This is a genomic window from Paraburkholderia sp. Ac-20340 (assembly GCF_017104965.1).
Classification (GTDB): Bacteria; Pseudomonadota; Gammaproteobacteria; order Burkholderiales; family Burkholderiaceae; genus Paraburkholderia.
In genome coordinates this window covers 25,696-50,358 of record NZ_JAAGPR010000040.1, presented here as the reverse complement: position 1 = coordinate 50,358, position 24,663 = coordinate 25,696, and the positions used below count along the sequence as shown (strand labels likewise).

At 62.7% G+C, this 24,663-nt stretch carries 22 protein-coding genes; 19 read left to right on the top strand and 3 right to left on the bottom strand.

Annotation, left to right across the window (positions count from 1 at the left end; genetic code table 11):
* Positions 1-110: 110 nt before the first annotated feature.
* From G3N59_RS32300 to G3N59_RS32290, 3 genes are all read left to right on the top strand, one after another.
* Complete coding sequence (locus tag G3N59_RS32300) at positions 111-812, top strand: MgtC/SapB family protein (RefSeq protein WP_205986910.1); 702 nt, start codon at positions 111-113, stop codon at positions 810-812.
* 260 nt (positions 813-1,072) lie between these two features.
* The gene (locus tag G3N59_RS32295) at positions 1,073-2,068 is read left to right on the top strand and encodes a hypothetical protein (RefSeq protein WP_205986909.1); all 996 of its coding nucleotides are present in this window, start codon (positions 1,073-1,075) and stop codon (positions 2,066-2,068) included.
* Positions 2,069-2,275: 207 nt separating this feature from the next.
* Positions 2,276-2,431: a hypothetical protein gene (locus G3N59_RS32290; RefSeq protein ID WP_167068239.1), complete on the top strand. Its 156-nt coding sequence runs from the start codon at positions 2,276-2,278 to the stop codon at positions 2,429-2,431.
* 163 nt (positions 2,432-2,594) lie between these two features.
* On the opposite strand, the gene G3N59_RS32285 is transcribed toward G3N59_RS32290, so the two are convergent.
* Together G3N59_RS32285 and G3N59_RS32280 are read right to left on the bottom strand one after the other, a co-directional pair.
* Positions 2,595-3,905, bottom strand: a complete 1,311-nt coding sequence (locus G3N59_RS32285) for a glycosyltransferase WbuB (protein ID WP_205986908.1) — start codon at positions 3,903-3,905, stop codon at positions 2,595-2,597.
* Positions 3,906-4,084: 179 nt separating this feature from the next.
* On the bottom strand, positions 4,085-4,819 hold the full coding sequence (locus G3N59_RS32280; protein ID WP_205986907.1) for a hypothetical protein: 735 nt from the start codon (positions 4,817-4,819) through the stop codon (positions 4,085-4,087).
* A 26-nt stretch (positions 4,820-4,845) separates the two neighbouring features.
* Here G3N59_RS32280 and G3N59_RS32275 point away from each other — a divergent pair, with 26 nt between their 5' ends.
* The 14 genes from G3N59_RS32275 to G3N59_RS32210 all read left to right on the top strand — a co-directional run bounded on the left by G3N59_RS32275 (position 4,846) and on the right by G3N59_RS32210 (position 22,218).
* Positions 4,846-5,112 carry a hypothetical protein gene (locus G3N59_RS32275; protein ID WP_205986906.1) on the top strand — a complete coding sequence of 89 codons (267 nt, stop codon included), beginning with the start codon at positions 4,846-4,848 and terminating at the stop codon, positions 5,110-5,112.
* 643 nt (positions 5,113-5,755) lie between these two features.
* Positions 5,756-6,607: a helix-turn-helix domain-containing protein gene (locus G3N59_RS32270; protein WP_241024579.1), complete on the top strand. Its 852-nt coding sequence runs from the start codon at positions 5,756-5,758 to the stop codon at positions 6,605-6,607.
* Between the two features lie 292 nt (positions 6,608-6,899).
* Positions 6,900-8,357 (top strand): mannose-1-phosphate guanylyltransferase/mannose-6-phosphate isomerase, encoded by a 1,458-nt coding sequence (locus G3N59_RS32265; protein ID WP_241024592.1) that lies wholly within the window; start codon positions 6,900-6,902, stop codon positions 8,355-8,357.
* A 47-nt stretch (positions 8,358-8,404) separates the two neighbouring features.
* The gene (locus G3N59_RS32260) at positions 8,405-9,832 is read left to right on the top strand and encodes an undecaprenyl-phosphate glucose phosphotransferase (protein WP_205986904.1); all 1,428 of its coding nucleotides are present in this window, start codon (positions 8,405-8,407) and stop codon (positions 9,830-9,832) included.
* 249 nt (positions 9,833-10,081) lie between these two features.
* Positions 10,082-11,221 (top strand): polysaccharide biosynthesis/export family protein, encoded by a 1,140-nt coding sequence (locus tag G3N59_RS32255; protein WP_241024590.1) that lies wholly within the window; start codon positions 10,082-10,084, stop codon positions 11,219-11,221.
* Entirely contained in the window at positions 11,218-13,485 is a 2,268-nt protein-coding gene (locus tag G3N59_RS32250) for a polysaccharide biosynthesis tyrosine autokinase (RefSeq protein WP_205986903.1), read from the top strand. Before G3N59_RS32255 ends, G3N59_RS32250 begins: the two co-directional genes overlap by 4 nt.
* Positions 13,486-13,544: 59 nt before the next feature.
* The gene (gene gmd, locus G3N59_RS32245; RefSeq protein ID WP_205986902.1) at positions 13,545-14,660 is read left to right on the top strand and encodes a GDP-mannose 4,6-dehydratase; all 1,116 of its coding nucleotides are present in this window, start codon (positions 13,545-13,547) and stop codon (positions 14,658-14,660) included.
* Between the two features lie 22 nt (positions 14,661-14,682).
* Entirely contained in the window at positions 14,683-15,687 is a 1,005-nt protein-coding gene (locus G3N59_RS32240) for a GDP-L-fucose synthase (protein ID WP_205986901.1), read from the top strand.
* 56 nt (positions 15,688-15,743) lie between these two features.
* A complete protein-coding gene (locus G3N59_RS32235; protein WP_205986900.1) occupies positions 15,744-16,763 on the top strand; it encodes a hypothetical protein in 1,020 nt (339 codons plus the stop codon).
* 17 nt (positions 16,764-16,780) lie between these two features.
* Entirely contained in the window at positions 16,781-17,980 is a 1,200-nt protein-coding gene (locus G3N59_RS32230) for a glycosyltransferase family 4 protein (RefSeq protein ID WP_205986899.1), read from the top strand.
* A 4-nt stretch (positions 17,981-17,984) separates the two neighbouring features.
* Positions 17,985-19,340 carry a hypothetical protein gene (locus G3N59_RS32225; protein ID WP_205986898.1) on the top strand — a complete coding sequence of 452 codons (1,356 nt, stop codon included), beginning with the start codon at positions 17,985-17,987 and terminating at the stop codon, positions 19,338-19,340.
* Positions 19,337-20,488: a glycosyltransferase family 1 protein gene (locus G3N59_RS32220; protein ID WP_205986897.1), complete on the top strand. Its 1,152-nt coding sequence runs from the start codon at positions 19,337-19,339 to the stop codon at positions 20,486-20,488. The genes G3N59_RS32225 and G3N59_RS32220 overlap by 4 nt, the downstream gene beginning before the upstream one ends.
* Positions 20,485-21,636, top strand: coding sequence for a glycosyltransferase (locus G3N59_RS32215; protein WP_205986896.1), 1,152 nt, complete (start codon positions 20,485-20,487; stop codon positions 21,634-21,636). The genes G3N59_RS32220 and G3N59_RS32215 overlap by 4 nt, the downstream gene beginning before the upstream one ends.
* 27 nt (positions 21,637-21,663) lie before the next feature.
* Positions 21,664-22,218, top strand: a complete 555-nt coding sequence (locus G3N59_RS32210) for a putative colanic acid biosynthesis acetyltransferase (RefSeq protein WP_205986895.1) — start codon at positions 21,664-21,666, stop codon at positions 22,216-22,218.
* A 10-nt stretch (positions 22,219-22,228) separates the two neighbouring features.
* On the opposite strand, the gene G3N59_RS32205 is transcribed toward G3N59_RS32210, so the two are convergent.
* A complete protein-coding gene (locus G3N59_RS32205) occupies positions 22,229-22,717 on the bottom strand; it encodes a hypothetical protein (protein WP_205986894.1) in 489 nt (162 codons plus the stop codon).
* 30 nt (positions 22,718-22,747) lie between these two features.
* Here G3N59_RS32205 and G3N59_RS32200 point away from each other — a divergent pair, with 30 nt between their 5' ends.
* Both G3N59_RS32200 and G3N59_RS37385 read left to right on the top strand, forming a co-directional pair.
* Entirely contained in the window at positions 22,748-24,082 is a 1,335-nt protein-coding gene (locus tag G3N59_RS32200) for a hypothetical protein (RefSeq protein WP_205986893.1), read from the top strand.
* Positions 24,079-24,612, top strand: coding sequence for an acyltransferase (locus G3N59_RS37385; protein WP_277397958.1), 534 nt, complete (start codon positions 24,079-24,081; stop codon positions 24,610-24,612). The genes G3N59_RS32200 and G3N59_RS37385 overlap by 4 nt, the downstream gene beginning before the upstream one ends.
* Positions 24,613-24,663 lie beyond the last annotated feature (51 nt).

The window sequence follows — 24,663 nt, the reverse complement described above, 5'->3', positions numbered from 1 at the left end:
GGGTTTCCCGATTGTACGCTGCGCCGCAGGCTGTCTCGAATCGAGGTCTTACTAAAGCTTGCTGGCGATGCAAGCCCGACTTCCACCTAACGACAAGGAGAACGCCAACCATGCTGAACAACTGGGAACTCGTTTCGCGACTCGTCATTGCGGCGGCGCTGGGCAGCGTCATCGGCTTCGAGCGCGAGCGGCTGTCGTGGGCCGCCGGACTGCGTACGCACATGCTGGTGTGCGTGGGCTCGGCGCTCATCATGATCGTGTCGGCGTTCGGTTTCGCCGATGTGCTCAGCGCCGATCACGTCGTCCTCGACCCGTCGCGGATGGCCGCGCAGGTGGTCTCGGGCATCGGCTTTCTGGGTGCGGGCTCGATCCTGCTGCGCGGCGAGATCGTGCGCGGCCTGACCACGGCGGCGAGCCTCTGGTCGGTCGCGGCCATCGGCCTCGCGGTGGGCGGCGGCCTTTATACGGCGGCGATCGCGGCAACGGTGATCATCCTCATCATCCTTGCGGGCATCAAGCCGCTGGAGCGCCGCTTCATCACGTTCCGGCAGCGCCGGCAGATCTCGCTGCTGGTCACGCGCGGCGCGCTCACTTTCCATTCGCTGCACGACGCGCTGGGCACTTCCAGCCCGCGCGTGAAGCAGTTCGTGGTGCAGCAGAGCGACGATTCGCCCGAACTGGATGAAGTGATGATCGTGCTGGCGCGGGTTTCGTCGATGGAGTACGAGGCGATCTGCACGGCGCTGCGGCGCCTGGACGCGGTCAAGGAATTTCGCGAGGACGGCCCGCGAAGCGGAGTCATCGACGGATGAGGGTGCGGGCAATGCAGCAATGCGTCATGGATACTTCATATTTTAGGGACGCACACCGGTAACGTTTGCGGCTAAGATGCCTGTCCAGAGGCGCCCGGCCAAAGGATGGACGCGCGCCTCGCGAGTTCATCCGAAGTGAGCATCATCGTTGACCCATGGCCGATCACGCAGATTACGCAGACAACGAAGACAATGCAGTCAACGGAACGTCGGGAAACGGGCGCGGTGCGCGCACCAGCGCCTCCCGGCGACGCACTCCGGTGTCTTCCGCCGAAACCGACTCCGCTACGCTGGACTCCCAGCCTCCTGAAACCACCCTCGATCTGTTTGGCGAAGGCCCTGCGCCGGAATTCGTCGGCACGCCGCAGACCATGAGCGCCAAGGTCAGCCGCGCGATGGCGTCGCCCGCCGCGCGTCGCGCAGCGCGGCAAAAAGCGCCTGCGCTGACGCCAGAGCTATCCGACGAACCCATCGAGCCGTCTTTTCACGCCGATATGGCACATGAGGACGCGCCCGCGCCGCAGCAGGCCGAAGTGCCTTCGGCACCGGCATCGGCGGAAACCGCGCAGGTTGAGCAAAGCGCTGAATCCGCAGCGCCGGACGCAACCGTCGCTCCCAGGCCATACAAGGAGAAGCTCGAACCGGCGGCGCCGTCCGTCAGCGGCTTTTCCTACGCGCCCACGAGCGCAAGCGGCAGCCCGGCGCATCTGACGTCGGTGGTGCATGCTTCGGATTTCGAGGCGGCGGTGCATGGCCCCGTCAACGAGCGCACGGCCGAAGCGTCGCCTGCCGATCTCGCGGCCGCACTGGCCGTGCAGGCACGCCGCACGAAGTGGATGCTCACGGCTGCGGTAGCGGCGCTGGCGGTCACAACGGTGCTGGCGGTCGCGGAAACGGCCATGCTGGCCAATTTTTCCGCCGATTCGCAGGCGCAGCAGCAGCGCATCGAGTTGCTGATGCAGAACCAGCAGGCCGCGCTCGACAAGCTGGCGGCGCGCATGGACACGCCGCCGGTTGCAGCGCTCGCGCCGATGGCTATTGCGCCTGCCGCCACGTCGGCGGCGCCTGCTGCGGCGCGAGCGCAGTCCGCATCGGCGCCTTCGCGCCACGCCGCGCGTGCTGCCCGGAAGGCCGCTGAAAAAGCCGCAGCGGAAAAGGCCGTTGCAGAAAAGAACGCTGAAAAGGCCGGCTCGCACGCCGCCGCCAAAACGCGTTCCCAGCAGGGCGCCCGCCCGACGCAGACGGCGAAGAACTAATCAGTCAGCGCCGTATTTTTCCTTTCGACCCCTGAAAATCAGATCGCCTATGTGTTGCCCTTGCGCAACGCATGGGCGCCTGTTGACGGGCCGCGACGCCGCGCCGCAGATTTTTTGTTGCAGTGCACTGGCGTTTGCCTAGGGAAAACCCTATAATGCTTTCATTCCTAGGGAAAACCCTTAAAACCTGTCACACCGGGAGTCATCATGAGCTTTATCCTCGCACTGCTCCAGAAGGTGGACGACTTCTTCGCGTCGCCCTACCTGCCGATGGATGCCGACTATTCGTATGCTGCGCGTGCTCGCGAAGCCGAACGCATCCGCCGCTCGCACTACGCACCGTTCGGTCTGCCGCGCGACTAAGCTGTTCACCGCTGAATACGGTCTGATCGCAATCGGAGCGGGACGAACCAACGCCTGAGGCGTTGTTCGGGCACACGCCGCCCATCTGCTGGTCGATCTGCAGCGAACAAAGCCGGTTCTTGTAAAAGAGCCGGCTTTGTTGCGTCTGGCGCCCGAAAAAACGTCAGCCAGGCCGCTCCGCGTCGCGCACGACCTCCAGCGCCGGCGTCTTCGGGCTTTCGGCCTTTGTGCCGACTTTCGACGGTCCTTTGCGCGCGGCCCGCACCGCACGCAGGCGCGCATCGAAATCCTCCAGCACGCCGTCGCGCGACAGCGACGCAACCGCGAACGCCCGGCCGGCCTTGCCGAATTCCGCACGCCGGACCGGATCGTCGGCCAGTGCGCGGATCGCCTGGGCGAGGCTGGGCGCATCGCCGGGCGGCACCACCATGCCGCGCGGCGCGACGGCGCTATGCAACTCCGTGCCGGGGCTGGCCATCGCGATCACCGCGCGGCCGCTTGCGAACATGCCGGTGAGCTTGGACGGCATGACGAGATCGGCGGCATCGGCGCGTTGCGGGAGCACGTGGATATCGGCGAGATTGAGCAGTTCGTTGAGCTCCTCGACGGGACGCAGATCGATCACGCGGCAATTCGGCAACTCGCCGCAGGCCGCTTCGATGGCCGCGCGCGCCGGCCCGCTGCCGCAGAACACGAAGGCGAGATCGGGCTGATCCTTGAGCGCGAGCGTGGCGTCGGTCAGCACGTCGAGGCCCTGCTTCATGCCCATGTTGCCGGAGTAGAGCACGACCATTGCGTCGGGCGCGATGCCCAGCGCTGCTTTCAGGCGGCTCACGCGCTCCAGCGGAAACACGGCGTCGGTGCTCGCCCAGTTGGGAAAACGCACGAGTTGCGCGGCGCGCACGCCTTTGTCGGCGGCGCGCTCGAGCATCTTGCCGGAGATCGTCGAGACACTGTCGAAGCGCGTCAGCAGCGCGCGTTCGATCGCCAGCGCCGTGCGCTTGAGCCATGAGCCGCGCAGAATGTCGAGCTTGAATGCCGCATCCACTTCGAAGTCCTGAATATGTAGCCACGCGTGTGCGCCGCATAGCCGCGCTGCGAGCCAGCCGGTGGGCGCGTTGAGCAGACTGGGCGCGACGCAGAACACCACATCGGGACGCCAGAGCGCAAAGCGCAACATCAGCGGCAGGCTCGATAACGCGAAGCTCGCGAGATGCACGAGGCGGCCCTTGCCGCGCGGCTTCGACGGCACCCACAAGGGCGCACGCACGACCTGTACGCCGTCGCGCGTTTCGCTGGCGTAGCGGTTTGCCGAGTACGGTTCTGCTACCTGCCACTCGGGATAGTAGGGCGGCGCCGTGACCACGCGCACTTCATGTCCGCGCGCGGCGAGCCAGGTGGCCATTTCGCCCGTGTATTTGCCGATCCCGGTCATTTCCGGTGCGTAGTTGATGCCGTAGATCAGGATCTTCACTGGCCCTCCGTGCGCGCGGCGAATTGGACTCGAGCGGGAATCGAACCATGCTCGAAGCGGGTGCTCGAATCGAGGTCGAGTGTGGCCGATTATGCGGCGCGCAATGATGTGCCCGCCCGCCAGAATCTCGCAGCGATCGGACAATCGTACGATATCGAAGATCCGTGTCGATCAAGCATTCAGGAGTACCCAGCAAGCCGGTCGCGCATATGGCGCACGGCTCGCACCATCGTGCGCAGCCGCGCTTCGAGGCCTGCGTCATAGTGATGGATGATGAGCGAGCGGCGTTCGCCATCGGCGACATGCAGGTTGTGGTGAAGCGTGACAAAGCCATTGAATACGTAGGCGTTGCCGGGCTCGCAGCGAATGCGCAAACCACGCCGCGTGCCGAAACCGCTATTGACGATTGCGCGACGCAACCCGAAGGGCAGGCCGTGCTCGAAAAAGAGCCACGCCTTGGTCATCAAATGCGCGAGCGGTGCAAGCGGCGCGCAGCGGCGCATATGCACGATCAGGTCGCCGTTCTGCTCGCCATCGGGCGCGCGCTGCAGCGGAATCAGCACGGTCAGTACATGCGAATCGAAATGGCGCAGATAGCTTTGCGCGGCCATCGCCGGCCCGACACAACGTAAAACATGAATGGGCGGATCGTTCGCTTCGCGCGCCTGGGTGCGCGCAACCCACTGTCGCGCTGCTGCGCAGACTTGCGCTTCCATGGCGCTGAAGGCCTCGTGCCGGCGCAGCGCGTCGGCGAACTGGCGCGCCGCTGCCGAGGCGCGGCGTCCGTCGGGTGGCTGCCATTCGTGTCGCGCGGCTTCAATCGATGCATTGATACTTGCCAGCAAGTCGGGCGGCACAACGCCGACGAATTCGCTGACAAGGCCGCCGTGCGCAGCCGTTACCCCTTCGCTCATGGCCTGACCTGTTGTCGTGGTTTGGTATGTTTGCCGTTGCGGTTCGCCGCTTGAAGCCCTCGAGCCACCTTACTACGCACCGGAATGCGTTCGACGCCAAGCTTTCGGCGGAATCGGCCATCCAGGGTGCAGGAGCGGTAAATGTGGCCGGTCATATTTTTGCCATGCACCATACAAAAGCAATTCTTCCTGTGGCTTTTTCCTCACGGTTTTTGTCCATGCGGGAGAACCCCGTTACTTCTCTCCATTCAGCTTTCGATTTGTCCGAGGAAAAATCACTGAAAACATTTTGAATGGAACGGATTCTGCTAGCCGCGCCAATTTGATGGATTTTCCGATTCAAAAATGAAACGTTTCTATATAAACCAGACGAATTAAATGACCGATTTCTCAGCCTGATTATTTATCTGATTTGCCGGGAATGCGGAATTACAGGGGTTTTGCGCATGCTGCATCGCAATGCAAGTGCGTTTGCTCGCGCTCTGCCAGAATCGTGCGCACCTGAGCATCGGGGTGCTGCTTGCTGAATCGCTTTCATTTGCTTTAAGCGCCGAATGGCGGCCATTCTTGTCTTATCAATGTGCGTAAGGCCACATAATTACCCAGTTTATTGATCCGCCAACACCTCGCCATAATCCGTCACGTCACGCGCAATGCATTTCGGCGCGCTATGATGCACTGCACACGAAACAACAAAATCGCATCGACGAATGCGAGAAAAGGGAGCCAGCGGACCGTCCACATTGGGGATCAGCCATGGCATACGTCGTTATAGATGATCGAGGTTTGGCCGCGTCGCTATCGGCTAGAAATACTGCGGCGCGAGTCACCCGTGAAAGTGTTACTCGGCAAATCGGGATTGTGCTGTTCGAAGGTTTTTCCCTGCTCGGCGCAGGGATGGTGGCAGAGGTATTTCAGCTGGCTAATGACATTGCAATGGCCGAAGGCAACCGCACGCTGCCGTACCGCGTCTGGATGCTTTCGGTGGAAGGGGGCGCAGTGGCGTGCTCGTCGTCGCTCAGACTGGCGACGTCCGCGATCGACGAAGTGGGCGATTCGTGCATCCGCGGTTTCGACGCGCTCTTTATCGGCGGCGGCCGTGCCGTGGCGAATGCATTGAACGATGCGCGCCTGAAGGCGTGGCTGCATCGCGTCGTGCCGGCCAGCGACGAAGTGCGGGCGATTGGCGAAGGGCATGCGTTGTTGAAGGCGGCCGGGCTCGAATCGGAGCAGGGCGGCGCGCCGTTTGGTCAACGTGTGCGCCTCGCGGGCACGGAGGAAGATGCAGCCGCCGACGATCATCACGAAGCGCTGCGCGCGGCGCTCGTGCTGATTCGCCGCGATATGGGCGCCGATGCGGCGCGCAAGGTCGGCGAACGCGCGTTGCCAAGTCTTTCCACGCGGCTTTCCGCGCTGTTTGCCGATGCCTCGCGTCCCACCTCGGGCGACAAGGTCTGGGCGTCGGCGCGCTGGCTCCAGGAGAACTGCGAGCGGGCGATCTCGGTGGCGGATGCGGCGCAGGCTTTCGCGATGAGCGAGCGCAATTTTCTGCGGCGGTTCAAGGACGTGCTCGGCATGACGCCCTCGGATTATCTGTTGCAGGTGCGGCTCGAACTGACCTGCCAGTTGCTCGTCAACACCGATCTGCCGGTGGACAAGATCGCACGCCGCAGCGGGATGCGCGACGGCGACCGCCTGTCCAAGGTCTTCCGCAGCCGGCTGGGCGTTTCTCCCACCGAATATCGCAGCCGTCACCGTGTTCGGGTGGACGACGCGATTGGCCAATGAGCGCCGCATCGGCGATCTCACGTAGATAGCGCATCCACGCGCTAACAGCACGTACCGTACGGCGCGACGCCGTGCGAGGCGGAGACAGCACACGCATTCCTCTTCGACGACGGGCGAGGCGTCCGCGCTTTGGCGCGGCGCTGCCCCGGCGGTTTTAACTTCCTATAGATAATAGGAGTACGAAGCAATGGAAATCGATTACGCAAAACTCGTCAAACCGCTGGAGTCCGCCAAGGCGGCGCCGGTGTTCATGACCGTCGATGTACTCGACGTCAGCACGCCGGGCGCGCCGATGACGCATATCCCCACGCTGCGCATCGTGCCGGTGGTGCTGGCGGGCGGCGCCGGCACGCGTCTGTGGCCGATGTCGCGCGAGCAATATCCGAAGCAGTTGATCGGCGTGATCGGTCAGGACACGCTGCTGCAATCGACCATGCGTCGCCTCGACGGCTTTCCCACGCCGTGGGAGATCGTGCCCGAGCCGATCATCGTGTGCGGCGACGAGCATCGCTTTATGACCGCCGAGCAGAGTTGTGTGAACGGCGTGAAGGCGGCGATTATCGTGGAGCCGGAGCGCCGCGACACCGCGCCTGCATTGACGCTGGCCTGCGCCGCTGCGTGCGCGCAAGGCGGCGACGCTATCGTCGTGGCTATGCCTGCAGACCACGCGATTGGCGATCTGGCTGCGTTCCAGCGCGCCGTGAGCCGCGCGGCGCGTTATGCGGAAGCAGGCGCCATCGCGACGCTCGGCGTGCCGCCCACGCGTCCCGACACCGGCTTCGGTTATATCCGTCTGGGCGCGCCGCTTGATGAAGACGCGCGCAATATCGCGGGCTTCGTCGAAAAACCCGCGCCCGAACTGGCCGCGCATTACGTGGACACCGGCGATTACTGGTGGAACAGCGGCATTTTCGTTGTGCGCGCATCGGTATGGCTCGACACGCTGCAACATCTTCAGCCTGAAATGCACGAGGCCTGCATGGCCGCGTATGTGTCGGGGCAGCGTGATGGCGCGTTCTTCCGTCCGCATCGCGATTACTTCAAGACCTCGCCGTCCGATTCGATCGATTACGCCGTGATGGAGCGCCTTGGCACCGACGCCGCGCTCGCGCAGGGCGTGGTCGTGCCGCTCGATGCGGGCTGGTCCGATCTGGGATCGTGGGACGCCGTGTGGGACGCGCTCGACAAGGACGCCGACGGCAACGTTGCGCGCGGCCGCGTGATGTTCGAGAACGCCACGTCGAGTCTCGCGCATTCGGAAGGGCGTCTGGTGGCCTGCGTGGGCGTGAGCAACGTGGTGGTGGTGGAAACCGACGACGCCGTACTAGTCGCCGACCGCTCGCACGTGAAGGACGTCAAGGGTCTGGTGTCGAAGATCAAGGCGATGCACGCGCCCGAAGCGAATACGCACCGCAAGGTGCGCCGTCCCTGGGGCTATTACGACTCGATCGACAAGGGCGCGCGTTTTCAGGTCAAGCGCATCGTCGTGCAGCCGGGCGCGCAACTCTCGCTGCAACTGCATCACCATCGCGCCGAACACTGGGTCGTGGTGAGCGGCACGGCGCTTGTCACGCGCGGCGACGAGCAGTTCATGCTCAGCGAAAACGAATCGACCTTTATCCCGATCGGCGTGCGCCATCGTCTGGAAAACCCCGGCAAATTGCCGCTCGAAATCATCGAGGTGCAATCGGGCGCGTATCTGGGCGAAGACGACATCGTGCGTTTCGACGATACCTACGGCCGGGCCTGAAGCGATCTGGAGCGCACTCGTTGCGCTCGCAACTGGAGAGTCGGGTCATGAGTACCATCGAGTTCGTGCCGGAATCTCCGGCCTCGTTCGGCGGCGTGCAAGGACTGCTTGCGCGCATGCTGGACGTCACGCTGGTCGTCGGCTGTGCGCGGCTGGCGACTGGCCTGCATGCGGCCGATAGCGTGTCGCTGGGCGTGGAGGGCGCATTTGCGTTGTTCGCCTGTGCGTTTACGCTCGCCGTGTTTCCCGTGTTCGGCGTGTATCAATCATGGCGCGGGCGCTCGATTCTGCGGTTTCTTTCGCAGGTCGTGCTGGCGTGGGCGGTGGTCGCCGTCTGCGCGCTCGTGATGATGTTCGCCGTGCACAGCACCGACGCCGTCTCGCGCGAGTGGTTCATGTGGTGGACCGGCTATACCGCGGCGGGCATGGTCGGCGTGCGGCTGGTCGTGCGCGCTGCGCTTTCGCGTGCGCGCCATGCCGGCATGAATCTGCGCAACGTGGCGATCGTCGGTTGCGGCGAGCATTGCCAGCATATGGTCGAGCGCATCCAGCAAGCGCCCGCTACCGGCTTTCGCGCCATGGCGGCGTTCGATGCGAAACCGGCGGGCGGCGCGGCCATCATCGGCGTGCCGGCGTTTGCAGGCACGGAACACTTTGCGAGCTTTGTCGATTTCGTGCGCCGCAACGGCATTCAGGAAGTGTGGCTCGCGCTGCCGCTGTGCGAAGAGCAAACCATTCTGCAATGCGTGAATGCGTTTCGCGACGATCTCGTGAACGTGCGATTCATTCCCGATGTGCGCAGCATGGCGTTGTTCGGCAATGCAATGGTCGATCTCATCGGCATGCCGGCGATGAATCTCGTGGCCTCGCCCATGCCCGCGCATGCGCTGGTGAAGAAAGAGATTTTCGACCGCGTGTTTGCCGCCGCTGCGCTGCTCGCGCTGCTGCCGGTTTTCATTGCGGTAAGCCTGGCTGTGAAGCTGTCTTCGGCGGGCCCGGTGTTCTTCACGCAAAAGCGCATGGGCGCGGATGGCCGCGTGTTCCGCATCTACAAGTTCCGCACCATGCGTCAGCACGCCGAAGTCGCGGGACAGGTCGTGCAGGCCACGCGCAACGATTCGCGCATCACGAAAGTGGGCGGGATTCTGCGTCGCACGAGTCTGGACGAACTGCCGCAGTTCTATAACGTGCTGCGCGGCGACATGTCGGTGGTCGGCCCGCGCCCGCATGCGATCGAGCACGACGAACTCTATCGCAAGGTCGTGAACGGTTATATCCACCGTTATCGCATCAAGCCGGGTATCACGGGCTGGGCGCAGGTGAATGGCTATCGCGGAGAGACCGATCGCGTGGAGAAGATGGAGCGCCGCGTCGAACACGATCTCTATTACCTCCATCACTGGTCGTTCGCGCTCGACATGCGCATCGTGGCGGCCACCGTTCTCAAGGGGCTCGTGCACAGCAACGCGTATTGAGCGCTTGCTTTGCAGCGCTTTCATAGATGTTCCGATCGGAGGGTGGTGGACGCCATGCAGCAAACGCGTCTGTTCCGGGGCCTTCGATCGTCCGTCGTTTCCTCTCAACGTTGGGGAAGAATGATCGTGTTCATCCAGATGCTGGAAGGGTTCATCGTTGCCGTCATCCTGCAAGCGTGCCGCAGAGCACGTTGCGCGATGCGCGCGCATTCAGGCTTGCTATCGGGCCGCATCGTCAAGTCTCGCCGCATGGGCCGCGGCGGACTGGCGGCCATCATTGCCGTACTCGCGCTCGTGAGCGCACTGACGGGTTGCTCGACTGCGCCGGGTATGCGCATGTCCGAGCCGGCCTCGTTGCCGACCGGCGACACGTCGGGTAACAACGCCCAGGCGCAGACCGATATTCCGATCACCGAAATCAATCTGCGCCTGATCCAGCAATTGCGCGCGTCCGCCGCGCCGGACAGCGCGTGGACCGTGCTCGCTTCGGCGAATCAGCCGGCGCATTACACGCTCGGTCCCGGCGACGTGCTCGATATTACCGTGTGGGATCACCCGGAACTGATTGCCGCGCAAAGCGGCCAGGCCAATAGCGTTTCGGCGCAACGTGCCGCCGATCCCGCGCCAGGCTTCGTCATTGATCAGGATGGCTATCTACAGTTTCCGTACGTGGGACGCGAGCACGTGGCGGGCATGCAGATCGAGGACGTGCAACGACTCGTGCACGACCGTCTTTCCGTGGTCTATAACAAGCCGCAGGTGACGGTGCGCATCGTCTCGTATCGCTCGAAACAGATCTACGTGGACGGCGAAGTGCTGACACCCGGCTCGTACGCCATCAACGACGTGCCGATGACGCTCTATCAGGCGATTTCGCGCGCAGGCGGCTTCACGAAGAACGCCGATCAAAGCCAGATGGTGCTGGTGCGCGACGGCAAGTCGTATCGGCTCGATCTGCCGGCGATGCTCGCGCGCGGCGAGAATCCTTCTAGCATCCGCCTGCGCAATGGCGATCTGCTGCGCGTGGTAGCGCGCGAGGACAACGGCGTTTATGTGATGGGCGAAGTGTCGAAGCCCGTGACGGCCGTGCCCATGCGCAACGGCAAACTCATGCTCAGCGATGCAATCTCGCAGGCTGGCAGCGTCAACGCCAATACCGCCGATCCGCAGCAACTCTATGTGATACGCGGCGCGGAAGGCACCGAGCCGCAGGTCTATCACCTCGATGCGCGCTCGCCGGTATCGATGATTCTCGCCAACCAGTTCCAGCTCCAATCCAACGATGTCGTCTATGTCGACAGCAACGGGCTCGTACGCCTCTCGCGCGTGCTGAACCTCCTTCTTCCGGCCATTAACGCGGGCCTTACCGCAGCGGTGTTGACGAAATGAACGCACCTACTCCTCGCCTCGTACGAGAGCCCGCTGCCGAGCACCTGAGCGCCGTGGCGCCGGTGGAGACGCAGCCGCTCGCCGCCCAGACCGACGTGCCGCTTTCGATGTGGTTTTCGCGCATTGCCGAAAGCTGGCGTCTGATTCTTGCGATGACGGTGATCGCGTTACTGCTGGGCGGCTTCTATGCGTTTGTCGCCACGCCCGTGTATGAAGCGCAATCGCTGATCCAGATACTCGATAACCAGTTGTCGGCGAAAGATCGCGATTCGCTGGGCGAGCTGGCTTCGATCTTCGATAAAGGCGGCACGGCCGCTGCCGAAATCGAATTGCTGCGTTCGGACCTCGTCGTGGGACAGGCGGTGTCGCGTCTGCATCTGGATATCGACGTGCAGCCGCATTATTTTCCGCTGATCGGCGCGGCGCTCGCGCGTCATGTGCCGCCGGGCGACCTCGCAGCGCCGCGCTTCGGCCTTGCGCAATACGCGTGGGGCGGCGAAGAACTGGCGATCAGCGCGCTCGATCTGCCGCTGCGTCTGGCGCGCGAAGGCGTGGTGCTGGTCGCGCAGGGCGGCAATGCCTACAGCCTGGTGACCAAAGGCGGCCAGCTCTTGCTCAACGGTCGAGCCGGAACGACGGCAACCGCGCCCTTCGGCGGTGGCACGGTGACGGTGCGGGTCGATAATCTGGTGGCGCGCCCCGGCACGCAATTCGGCGTGTCGAAGGTGTCGCTCGAACACGCCACCGGCGAATTGCAGAGTCATCTCACGGTGGCGGAAAAGGCCAAGCAGTCGGGCATGATCGGTGTGAGCCTGCACGGCAACGATGCGGCACGCACGGCGCTGATCCTCAACACGATCACCGAGCAATACGTCAAACAGAACATCGACAGCCGCTCGGGAGAAGCTGAGCATACGCTCGCATTTCTCGAGCAGCAGTTGCCGCAGTTGCGCGCGGAGCTCGACGATGCCGAGCAGAAGTACAACCGCTTTCGCAATGAAAACGGCTCGGTCGATCTGAGCGAGGAAAGCCGTCTGCTGCTGCAACAGGTGGTGGACGACAAGACCAAACTCGTCGATCTCCAGCAACAACGCGATGCGATGGTGCAGCGCTTCACGCCTGCGCACCCCGCTGTAGCGGCGCTCGATGCGCAGATGGGCACGCTGCGCCAGCAGATGGCCGATCTCACCGCGCGCGTGGAGAAGATGCCCGACACCGAGCAGAACGCCCTGCGCCTGATGCGTGATGTGCGTGTGGATACGCAGCTCTACACGAACCTGCTCAATAACGCGCAGCAGTTGCGCGTGGTGAAAGCCGGTCAGGTGGGCAGTGTGCGCGTGGTCGATCACGCGTCGATGCCAGAATTTCCAGTGCGCCCGAATCGTTCGATCATCCTGGTGTTCTCGGCGTTGCTGGGCGTGCTCGTGGGCGTGGGCGTCGCGCTGTGCCGCAAGATGGTGTTTGGCGGCGTGGAGAATTCAAAGGAAATCGAGCAAGTCATTGGTGTGCCGGTTTATGCGGTCGTGCCGCGCAGCAATGCGCAACTCAAGATCTACGAAGAGATGAAGCGCGGCACGCGCGCCCAGCATGTGCTCGCCGGATGCGCCGCGCACGATGTCGCGATCGAGGGCATTCGCAATCTTCGTACTGCGATGCAATTCGGCCTGCTTGCTGCCAGCAATAACATTGTCGCGATCACGGGGCCGCGCAACAAGGTCGGCAAGTCGTTTGTCTCGGTGAACTTTGCTGCGGTGCTCGCGCTGGGCGGCAAGCGCACCATCATCATCGACGGCGATATGCGGCGTGGCGATATCCACGAGTACCTCAATATCCGCCGCCGGCCCGGACTTTCCGACGTGATCGCGGGCGCGGACCTCGATAGCGCCGTGATCCGCAACGTGCTGCCCGGCCTCGACGCGCTGCCGCAAGGCACGGTGCCGCCCAATCCTTCCGAGCTGCTGATGAGCGAGCGCTTTCGCTCGCTGCTGGAGGAGCTTTCCGCGCGCTACGACGTGGTGTTGATCGATACGCCGCCCGTGCTGGCGGTGACCGACGCCGCGCTGATCGCGCGCCGCGCGGGCTTGACGCTGCTGGTGTGCCGTCATGGCCGCGATGCGCTTTCTGGCATCGGCGAGACGGTGCGGCGGCTGCGGCACGGCGGCATTGCGGTGAAGGGCGTGGTGCTCACCGATGTGCCGCGCGGGCCCTTTGGCTACGGATCGAACTTCCCCACCTACGCGGCGGACGCCGTGGAATTGCACTGAAGCATTGGCATCGGCAACACGCATTCGCCGCACGCGCACACACACTGGAGAGCGCCATTATGGAACGCAAGGTTGCACTGGTTACGGGCATCACGGGGCAGGACGGTTCCTATCTCGCGGAACTGCTGCTCGACAAGGGCTATGAAGTTCATGGCGTGAAGCGTCGCGCTTCGCTGTTCAATACCGATCGTATCGATCATCTGTATCAGGACCCGCATCAGACGGGCCGCAATTTCGTGCTGCACCACGGCGACCTGACCGATTCGACCAACCTGATCCGCATTATCCAGACCGTGCGGCCTACGGAGATTTACAACCTCGCTGCGCAGAGCCATGTGGCGGTATCGTTCGAGGAGCCGGAATATACGGCCAATGCCGACGGGATCGGCACGCTGCGCATTCTGGAGGCGATTCGTATCCTTGGCATGACTAAGGAAACGAGATTTTATCAAGCATCGACTTCCGAGCTTTATGGTCTGGTGCAGGAAATTCCGCAGACCGAACGCACGCCGTTTTATCCGCGTAGCCCGTATGCCGTAGCCAAGCTCTACGCGTACTGGATCACGGTGAATTACCGCGAAGCGTATGGCATGTACGCGTGCAACGGCATCCTCTTTAACCACGAAAGTCCGAATCGCGGCGAAACCTTCGTCACGCGCAAGATCACGCGCGCGATTGCGCGTATCAAACTGGGCCTGCAAAAAACGCTCTATCTGGGCAATCTCGACGCCAAACGCGACTGGGGCCACGCGCGCGATTACGTGCACATGCAGTGGCTGATGCTGCAGCAGGAGCAGCCGGAAGATTTCGTGATTGCGACTGGCGTGCAGTATCGCGTGCGCGATTTCGTCGAAGCCGCTGCGAAGGAAATGGGCATCGAGATCACATGGAGCGGTACTGCCGCCGAAGAGATCGGCACGGTTTGCGCCGTGCATGACGGCAAGCACGTCAAGCCTGGCGACGTGATTGTGCGCATCGATCCGCGCTACTACCGCCCGACCGAAGTGGAAACGTTGCTGGGTGATCCCGCCAAGGCCAAGCAGAAGCTGGGTTGGGAGCCGACCACGAGCTTCGAGCAACTGGTGAAGGAAATGGTCTGGTCGGACTATGAACTCGCCGGTCGCGACGAACTGGTCAAAGAGCACGGTTATGTCGCTTACGACTATCACGAATGAGTGCAACGGCAAGGAGCCGATCATGCAGAACAAACGCAAACGAGTCTATGTAGCGGGACATCGCGGCATGGTGGGCGCCGCTATCGCACGCATTCTGGCGCTGCGCCCCGACGTCGAACTGGTGACGCGCACGCACGCGGAACTCGATCTCACGAGTCAGGACGCCGTGCGTGCTTTCTTTCGCGACGAAGCCATCGAAGAAGTCTATCTGGCTGCTGCAAAAGTCGGCGGCATTTTCGCCAACGATCACTATCCCGCCGATTTCATTTATCAGAACCTGATGATCGAAGCGAACGTGATTCATGAAGCGTGGCGCGCGGGTGTGCAACGCCTGCTTTTTCTCGGTTCGAGCTGCATCTATCCGAAGTTCGCCGAGCAACCCATCGACGAAGGCGCGCTGCTCACCGGCAAGCTGGAGCCGACCAACGAGCCTTATGCGATTGCGAAGATCGCCGGCATCAAGCTGTGCGAGAGCTACAACCGGCAGTTCGGCGCGTCGCACGGCACCGACTATCGCAGCGTGATGCCGACCAATCTCTATGGTCCCGGCGATAACTACACGATGCAGACGAGCCATGTCGTGCCCGCGCTGATCCGCCGTTTTCACGAGGCGCGCAGCAACGGCGATCGCGCGGTGCAGGTGTGGGGCTCGGGGCGTCCGCGTCGCGAATTCCTCTATGTGGACGATATGGCGGCCGCGAGCGTCTATGTGATGGAGATGGATCGCGCGGTCTACGAGCAATGCACGGCGCCGATGCAAAGCCATATCAACGTGGGTTTCGGGAGCGACGTGACGATCGCCGAACTTGCACAAACCATTGCTGGCGTCGTCGATTACGACGGTCAGGTGGAATTCGACGCATCGAAGCCCGATGGCACGCCGCGCAAGCTCATGAATAGCGCGCGCCTGCGAGCGCTGGGCTGGCAGCCGACGGTCGCGCTGGTGGATGGGCTTGCACGCGCCTATGCGGCCTTCCTGGGCACGCAGGTCGAAGCGATGCCCGTGCGCGGATTCGCCAACGCCTGAAGCCTGAAGCCCGAAGCAGGACCACCACGAGAGTCGAACGCAAGGACGTCGTCACCATGACCAGCTTTCGCATCGTTCAACCGGAAATCAAGGAACACGGTTGCGGCGTTTCCGATCACTCGGGCGTGCTCGTGCGCTTGTTGCGCGAGCGCCAGCGTGATGCACAGCGTTACGCCGTGCCCAATCGCGCCGCGGCGCGCACGGTGCCGGTGGTGCCCGGCGACGTATGGATCCTGCAACTGTCGATCTACGGTTTCAGTCGCAAAGGCGTGCCGCTATGGCTGCCGGCATTCGTCGATGCGGCGCGCGCGCGTGGCGTGAAAGTGGTGGTCTATTTTCACGAGCTTTGGGTGCTGGTCGCGCGCGGATTGTCGAGTGCGTACTGGCTCGCGCCGATGCAGCGGCGTATCTGCGAACGCGTGGCGGAACTGGCCGATTACGCGTTCTTCAATACCGATTGGGCCTATACATGGGGCGTCGAACGCATGGGCGAGCGCGCGATCTATTCGCCCACTTTTTCTAACGTAGGCGAGCCCGATTCGGTAAGCGCCTGGCGCGAACGCGAAGATATCGCGGTGGTATTCGGCTCGGCGCGCACGCGCGAAGAGATCTATCGCGAAGCGCTGCCCGCGCTTGCCGAGCAACTCGGGCGTGGCCATATCGAACGCGTGATCGATGTGGGCAGCGGCGGCCCGTGGCTCGATAGCGTGGAACAGGCATTGCAGCCCTGGCCCTTCGAAAGAAGCGGTCCGATGCCTTCCGAGGCGATTTCGCAATTGCTGATGCGCGCGAAATGGGGCTTCTTCAATACGCCTTGGGGACAGGCATCGAAATCCGGGGTGTATGCAGCCTATGCCTGCCATGGCGTCGCGCCGGTGTCGATTTTCGACGGCGTCGGCAACTATCCGGTGCCGACGTTTTATCCGCTGCCCGAGCAGCATTTCCTCACGCGCAATGCGTTTCGCGAAGCGGGCGACACGCTCGATACGACATCGGCGGCCATCGGCGCACGCGTGTTCGCGGAGCATGCCCGCAGCGCTCAACTCATCGAAAAGATCGTGGAGATCACGTCATGAACGGGGCAGCGCGACCTATGGCAAGAGCAGCACGCGGCAAGAACGTCGCGGTGTTTCATCCGGGCTTGCAGCATTCGCATCAGCTTGCGTGGGGACTCTACGAGCGCGGCATGTTGCAGACCTTCTGGTCCGGCGTGCCGGTGCGTTGCGAGGGCGATAGCGGCCGCTCGTACATTCCCGCACGGTGGCGCAGGAAGGTGCGCGACACGGAAGTGCCGCAAGCGCTGCGCCGCCATCCCGTCTGGTGGCAAATGCTGGTGCGGGCGAATTCGCTCGCGCGCACGGCGCCGACGCGGCACGACTACATGCATCGCGTGTTTCACTGGTTCGACTGGTGGGTCGCGCAGCAGGTGCGGGCGTTGAAGCCCGCTGCCGTTGTGGGCTACGAAAACTCGGCCTGGCATACCTTCAAGGCCGCGCGCGAAGTAGGCGCGACCTGCATTCTCGACGCGCCTTCGCTGCATCACGAAGATGCAAAGCGTTTGATCGAGGTGCCGTCGAACGGCTATATCGACGAAATCAATCGCCGCAAGGACGAAGAAGTGAAACTGGCCGACCTGGTCATTACCTGCTCGGACATGGCGCGCGAAACGTATCTGCGTGCCGGCGTGGACGAACGCAAAGTCCGTTCCGTGCTGCTGGGCGCGGAACTGCCTGCGGGCGTTGCGCGGCGCGCCGAATCGGCAAAACCGGTGCAGTTCATCTTTGCGGGCACGCTTTCGTCGCGCAAGTCGATCGACCTGATACTCGACGCCTTCGCGCGTCTGAACGCAGACAGTCATTGCGCCGATCTCACGCTGGTCGGCGGCAGCGAAAGCCCGCAATGGCTCACGCGTGCGAAGCAGGTCCCGCACGTGCGCTGTCTTGCCGGCGTGCCGCAACGCGAACTTTATGCCTTGTTTGCCGAGGCCGATTGCCTTTTGCTGCCTTCGCGCTTCGACGCCTTCGGCATGGTCGTGGTGGAAGCGATGGCGACCGGCACGCCCGCCATCGTGTCGACGATGACGGGCGCGCGCGAAGTCATCACGCGCTTTCCCGATAGCGGCTGGGTGGTCGAGCCGACCGAAGAGGCGATCTACCGGTCGATGCGCGAGAAAGTGGCGGACCGCCGCTCGATACGCGAAGCGTCGGAGCGCGCGCTGGCGGCGTCGCGCTATTTCACGTGGCGTGCGTATCGCGCGCGCGTGGCCGATCTGATCGCCGAAACGCTGGAGTAAGCCGATGCGATCATCCGCGATCTCTACCAGACGTGCCGGGCAGGAAGCGCTGCGCTTCGATTTTCTGCTCGTGCTGACCGTGATTCTCGTCACGGTGTTCGAAGGCGCGGTGCGCAAATGGATCGCGCCGGGCCTCACGAGTCCGCTGCTGTTGTGCCGCGATGGCGCGGCTTTCGCGCTGGTCGCGCGCACGGCGTTGAGCGGCCGCTTTGCGGCGATGCCGTTCGCCACCCAATGCCTGCTTGCATGGACTTTTGTGGTGGCCGGTTGGGGACTGTTCCAGATCATCGTGCTGCAAGGGCCGATCGTGCTGTTTCTGCTCGGGCTGCGTTTCTGGCTGCTGTACTTCTGGATGGCGCTGGCGATGGCGTGCACGCTCACGAACCAGGAAATCGTGCGTGTGATGCGGCTCATGATCGTGCTGGGCATCATGATGACGCCGCTCGTGATGCTGCAGCATGTCCTGCCGCCTTCGTCGCCGATCAACGTGCAGCCCGATACCGACGAAGACGCGATCTTCCGCGTGACCGCCGACATCGTGCGCGTGAGCGGCACCTTCACCTTCACGATGGGCTTTGCGTGCTTCATCGCGGTGGTGTCGCCGATTGCGATCAGTTCGGTGTGGAACGGCGTGCGTCTTTATCGGCATGCGTGGCTCGCGGTGGTGGCATTTATCGCCGTGTCGATTTCCACGCTCGTGAGCGGCTCGCGCGCATCGATCATGTTCTTCGGTGCGTTGCTCGCCGTGCAGACGCTGGCGGGCTTTGGAGCCGCGAAAACAGGCAAGGCGCTGATGCAATCGTTCGTGCGAACGGCCTTGGCCGTGATCGCGCTGGCCGTCACGCTCGGCCTGTTCAGCGACGCGCTCACCGCCACGCAAGAGCGCTTCCAGACTGCGGCCGCCGATGAAGACGTGATGGGCCGCATCGAAACCGAATTGCTGGGCGAACTCGCCGCGCGTAAAGAAATGAATGCCATTGGTCACGGCCTGGGCGCGGGCACCAATGCGGGTTCGGTGCTGCTGACCGGCGAGAACGCGTTCGAACTCGCGGAATCGGAGCCCGCGCGCGTGCTGCTGGAAATGGGTGTGATTGGCTTCGCGTGGCTGATGGTGAAGTGCCTGATTTTCGCGGTTGGCCTGTCGCGTAGCCTGGTGCGGCTCGTGCGTTGTAGCGAGACCTTGCCGTTGCTGATGTGGGCGACCACGGCGTATGGCATGTCGTCGTGGCCGGTGAGCGGGCAGGTGAGCGCGAACGCCTTTGGCTATATCGCGCTGGGTCTGGCCTTGTGTTCGACGCGGACACTACCGGCAAGCGCGCCCATCGACGATCCGATGCTGACCTGGGGAGCGCGTTCATGAAAGTGCTGCTGGTAGGCAACTATCCCGCCGATGGCCAGAAAAGCATGCAGGCCTATTCGCAGATGGTGCTGGGCGGCTTGCGCGCGGCCGGCGTGGAGGTGGAGTTCATGGCGCCGCGCGCGGTGTTGCTGCGCTCGCAGGCTTCGGTATCCGGGCTTGCGAAGTGGATTGGCTATATCGACAAGTTCGTGCTCTTTCCGTTTTCACTGGCACGCGCCGCGCGCCGCTTCGACCGCACGCATGTGTGCGATCACTCGAACGGCATGTATCTGTTCTGGCTGCCGCGCGAACGCAGCAGCGTCACCTGCCACGACGTCATTGCGATTCAGGCGGCGCGTGGGCTGGTCGAGGGCTGGCACACGGGGTTTACCGGCAAGGTGCTGCAGGCGCTCAATTATCACGGTATCGGGCGCGCGCGGCGTATCGTTTGCGTGTCCGATCTCACGCGCACGCATCTGCTGGCGTTGCGCGCCGATGTTGCGTCGCGCACGTCGGTGGTGCTCAATGCCCTGCATAGCGCTTTTCAACCCGATCCCGCGTGGCGCGCGACGTTGGGCTCGAACGGCCATGGCGCGCTCGGCGAGCGGCCTTATTTCCTGCACGTGGGTTCCGACCATCCGCGCAAGAATCGCGTGGCGGTCGCGCGCATCTTCGAACATCTGCTGCGTAAGCCGCGTTTCGCCGATGCGCAACTGGTGTTCGTCGGGCCGCCGCCCGATGCGGCGATGCGCGAGGTGATCGCCAGCGGCGGGTTCGGCTCGCGCGTTCAGGTGGTGGAAGACGCTCCGCATGCGCTGCTTGTTGCGCTGTATTCGGGCGCGCAGGCGATGATTTTTCCGTCGCTGAACGAGGGCTTTGGCTGGCCGGTGATCGAAGCACAGGCCTGCGGATGCCCGGTGTTTGCCGCCGGTATCGATCCGTTGCCGGAAGTGGGCGGCGCGGCCGCCGTCTATTTCGATCCTGCCGATTCGGCGCGCGCGGCGGAACTGGTGGATCGCGCGAACTTCGAGCGCATGACGCTGGCAGGTCTCGACAACGCCACGCGTTTTACCCATGAAGAGATGACCCGCAAACTCATTGCCGCGATTGGCCTCGATGCAACAAGGCCGATTGTCACTCATGAGGAATCCATAGGGACTCACGCATGAAGATTTTGCATATCCTGCCATCGACGAATCCCTTGCTTGGCGGCACCGTGGAAGCGGTGCGCCAGTCGGGCGCCTATCTTTGCGCGGCGGGCCATACCGTCGATGTGCTGTCGCTCGATGATCCGGGCGACGTGCATGTCGCCGCGTTTTCGCTGCCGGTGCATGCGATCGGGCCATCGGCGGGGCACTACCGCTATAACTCGCGGCTCGTGCCGTGGCTGCGCGCGAATGCGCAACGTTACGACGCCGTGATCATCAACGGTCTCTGGCAATACCACAGCTTTGGCGCGTGGCGTGCGCTGCGTCGCTCGCGCGCGCCGTATTTCGTCTTCACGCACGGCATGCTCGATCCGTGGTTCAAGCGCACGTATCCGCTCAAGCATTTGAAGAAGTGGCTCTATTGGCCGTGGTCCGAATATCGCTTGCTGCGCGACGCCTGCGCCGTGTTGTTCACGAGCGAAGAGGAGCGCCTGCTTTCGCGCGATTCGTTCTGGCTGTATCGCGCGAATGAACATGTGGTGCCGTGCGGCACGGCGAGTCCGCCGCTACAGGGCGAATCGCTGCGCGATGCCTTTTTTGCGGCGCATCCGCATTTGCGCGGCAAACGACTCATGCTGTTTCTGAGCCGTGTGCATCCGAAGAAAGGCTGCGATCTGCTGATCGAGGCATTCGCACGCCGCGCGCAGGCGCATCCTGACTGGCATCTCGTGGTGGCCGGCCCCGAGAGCGGCAATCTGGGCGAGCGTCTGCGCGCCCGCGCGAGCGAACTGGGTATGAGCGAACGCATCACCTGGACCGGCATGCTGGAAGGCAATGAAAAGTGGGCCGCGTTCTATGCGAGCGATGTCTTCGTGCTGCCTTCGCATCAGGAAAATTTCGGCATTGTGATTGCGGAAGCGTTGGCTTGCCAGTTGCCGGTACTCATCACGAACAAGGTGAATATCTGGCGCGAAGTGCTGGAAAACGAGGCCGGTTTTGTGAGCGACGACACCGTCGACGGCGTCGAACATAGTCTCGATCGCTGGCTGCGCCTGAAACTCGGCGACAAGGAGCGCATGAAAGTACGCGCGCAATCGCTCTACGAATCGCACTTCACGGTCAAGGCGATGGCGCATGGTTTGATCGACGCCGTCGAGCGTTTTGCCTGATTTCCCCAGACCCGAGTGGAGTGCGCCATGTATCAGGATCTCTCGCAGTTCAGCATGCCTGCCGGCTTTCGCGGACGTTCGAAATGGTTCGTGCAGTGCTGGTGGATCGTCGAGGCGCTGCTATTCAAACCCTCGCCGCAATTCGCTTATGGATTTCGTGCGTGGCTGCTGCGCCGCTTCGGTGCGAATGTGGGCCGCAACACGGTGATCCGGCCTTCGGTGACGATAACGTATCCGTGGAAGGTCAGCATTGGCGATTACGCATGGGTGGGCGATAACGCCGTGCTCTATAGCCTTGGCGAAATCACCATCGGCGATCATGCAGTGGTCTCGCAGGGCTGTTATCTGTGTGCGGGCGATCACGACGCCACCGTCGAAAATTTTCCGATTCGCGCCCGCGATATTCGCGTGGCCGATCAGGCGTGGGTGGCCTCGGATGTGTTCGTCGGGCCAGGCGTGACAATCGGGCGGGGTGCGATTGTGGGGGCACGCAGCAGCGTGTTCGCCGATATGCCCGAAGGCATGGTGTGCTTCGGCCATCCGTGCCAGCCGGTGCGGCGGCGCGTGCCGCAGACGGCGTGACGCGGCGTGCTTACCAGGGGCTCTGGTAGACGGTGCCGCTGGAATCTGCCGGATAAATCGATGCGGGGAAGGGATTGGCGAAGACGCCGCCGTGCTTCGTGGAAGCCGAGGCCGACGACGTTGCCGACCGGCGTAGCGCGACGCGCGTGACAGCGGCGCTGCTGTCATCGGGAGCGCTGAGGTTGGTGTCTTTCGGCACGCGTGGCAGTCCCAGCAGTTGTTGCTCGCTGGCGCGCGAGGCGTCTTCGGTAGCGAGGCCGCTGTTGTTCGAGGTCGAATCCGATGCCGATGAGTCGCGCGCTGTCTGTGCATCGGTGCGAGTAGAACTGGCCGTTGTAGCGGCATAAGCATTGGCGCCAGAAAGCACGGCCGCGCTTACACCGGCAATCAGCATCATCAATGAGATCGAATGTTTCATCGTAGTCCGAATGATTGTAAGTGAGGCGTTGAGCAGGAACCTGAGCCGACCGAACAGATTATAGGCATCGCCGGTCTGCAAACCAAACCCTTTACGGGAAACATCGCGACGATGAGCACGCCCAGCAGTGAAAGCCCAAACGAGGCACGCTACGTTTCAGACGATGTGGCCGCGCCGCGCGCTTCGCGTCTGCGTGCGCTGCGTAGTTCAGGCGGATTGCCGGTATTTGTCGCGAAGTTTCTTTCGCGCGAGGCCGTGGTGCAAGGCCTTAATTTCGTTGGCGGCATCTGGGTGGTGCGTGCGCTCACGGTGCATGAGTATGCGTGGTACACGATTGCCACCACCATGCTGGGCGCGGGTATCGTACTTGGCGATATGGGCGTGGGCGCGGCGCTCTTGAGTCTCGCGGGGCGGCTGTGGCCCGACCGTCCCAAGGTCAACCGGCTGTTCGCCGTGGCTTACGAAGCGCGCACGAAGTTCTTTGCGTTATTCGGTGCCGTGGTGTTTGGCGCGGGCGTTTTTCTGCTGACAAGGTCGCAGGCTTCGTGGCCAGCTGCTGCGGCGATCATGGTTTGTGTGTTAGCCGTGACATTTTTTCAGCTCAACTTCAGTCTGCTTTCGGTACTGCCCAAGCTCGAACAGGATCTCAAGTCGCTACAGCAGATCACGATTTCCGGCGCTGCAATACGCCTCGTTTTGCTGGCCGCCTTGCTGGTCTCGGCGAATACGATTACGGCGCTGCTTGCCGCGCTGATCGCCATCGCCTGGCAGGCCTGGACGATACGCCGCCGCTACGATATTGCAGATCAGGATACGCATTATCCGCTCGACACGGTTCGTGCGGAGTTCTCGAAGGTCGCGCGACGCCAGGCGCCCGCATCGATTTACTTCTGCATTCAAGGCCAGCTCAACGTGTTGTTGCTCGGCTATTTCGGCAGCGCGACGCAGGTTGCGCAACTGGGTGCGCTCGGACGTATTTCCGCATTGCTGATGGTCACGCAGTCATTGTTTTCCAGTATTCTCATGCCGCGTTTCGCCGTATTGAAAGACAAGGCTGACATGCTGCGCAAGTATGTGCTGGCGGTTTCGGCGTTTCTGGTTCTGATCGCGATATTGCTCGGTGCAGCATGGCTGTTTCCCGGTGTGGTGTTGTCGGTGCTCGGCGGGCAGTATGCGGGTCTGCATGGCGAACTGCTTTTGATTCTCGGCTCGGCTGCACTCTATGTCATCGAAGCGTTGCTTTATTCGCTGAATATGTCGAGAGCATGGGTCGCGTCTTCGTGGATTCAGGTGGTTGTGACGCTCGCGTTTCAGGCGGTTCTGCTTGCATTCATGCCCATCGATACGATCGCTCGCGTCGTGATTTTTTCGTCGATCAGCCCGGTGGTCTCGATCGCTGTGTATCTGATTTCGGCCACGCTTCACTTTGGCAGGATGGAAGCATGAAACTCGTCATCGGCGCCTGTATTCTCTATGTCAATAACGTGATCGTGAATCGCTTGCCTTTGCGCTTCGTGCGACAGGTCTGGTATCGCTGCGTGATGGGTTTCAGCATTGCGCCGGGCTCGGCGATTCTCACGGGCGTCACTTTCGACGCGCGACGCGGCTTTGCGATGGGCGCGAACTCCGTCATCAACGATGAGGCGCGTATGGATACGCGCGGCGGCATCGTGCTTGGCTGCAATGTGTCGATCAGCTCGCGGGCGACCATTTTGACGGCGGCGGGCGAGCCTGGAAAAGCGCGTTTCGCGGGGCAGGAGCGCGGCGTGATTATTGGCGATCATGTTTCGATCGGATTGAATGCGCTGATCATGCCGGGGGTGATGATCGGCGAAGGCGCGGTCGTGGAGGCCGGTGCGGTGGTCACCGCCTCGGTCGAACCTTATGCCATTGTTGCCGGTGTGCCGGCACGCGCGATCGGGCGACGTCATGGCCGGCTCGAATGCAATCCGCTCTATCGGCAGCTTTGCAAATGATGCAACGCAGGCGCTCGCGACACGGCGAACGAACGGCGGCGCGCAGACGCA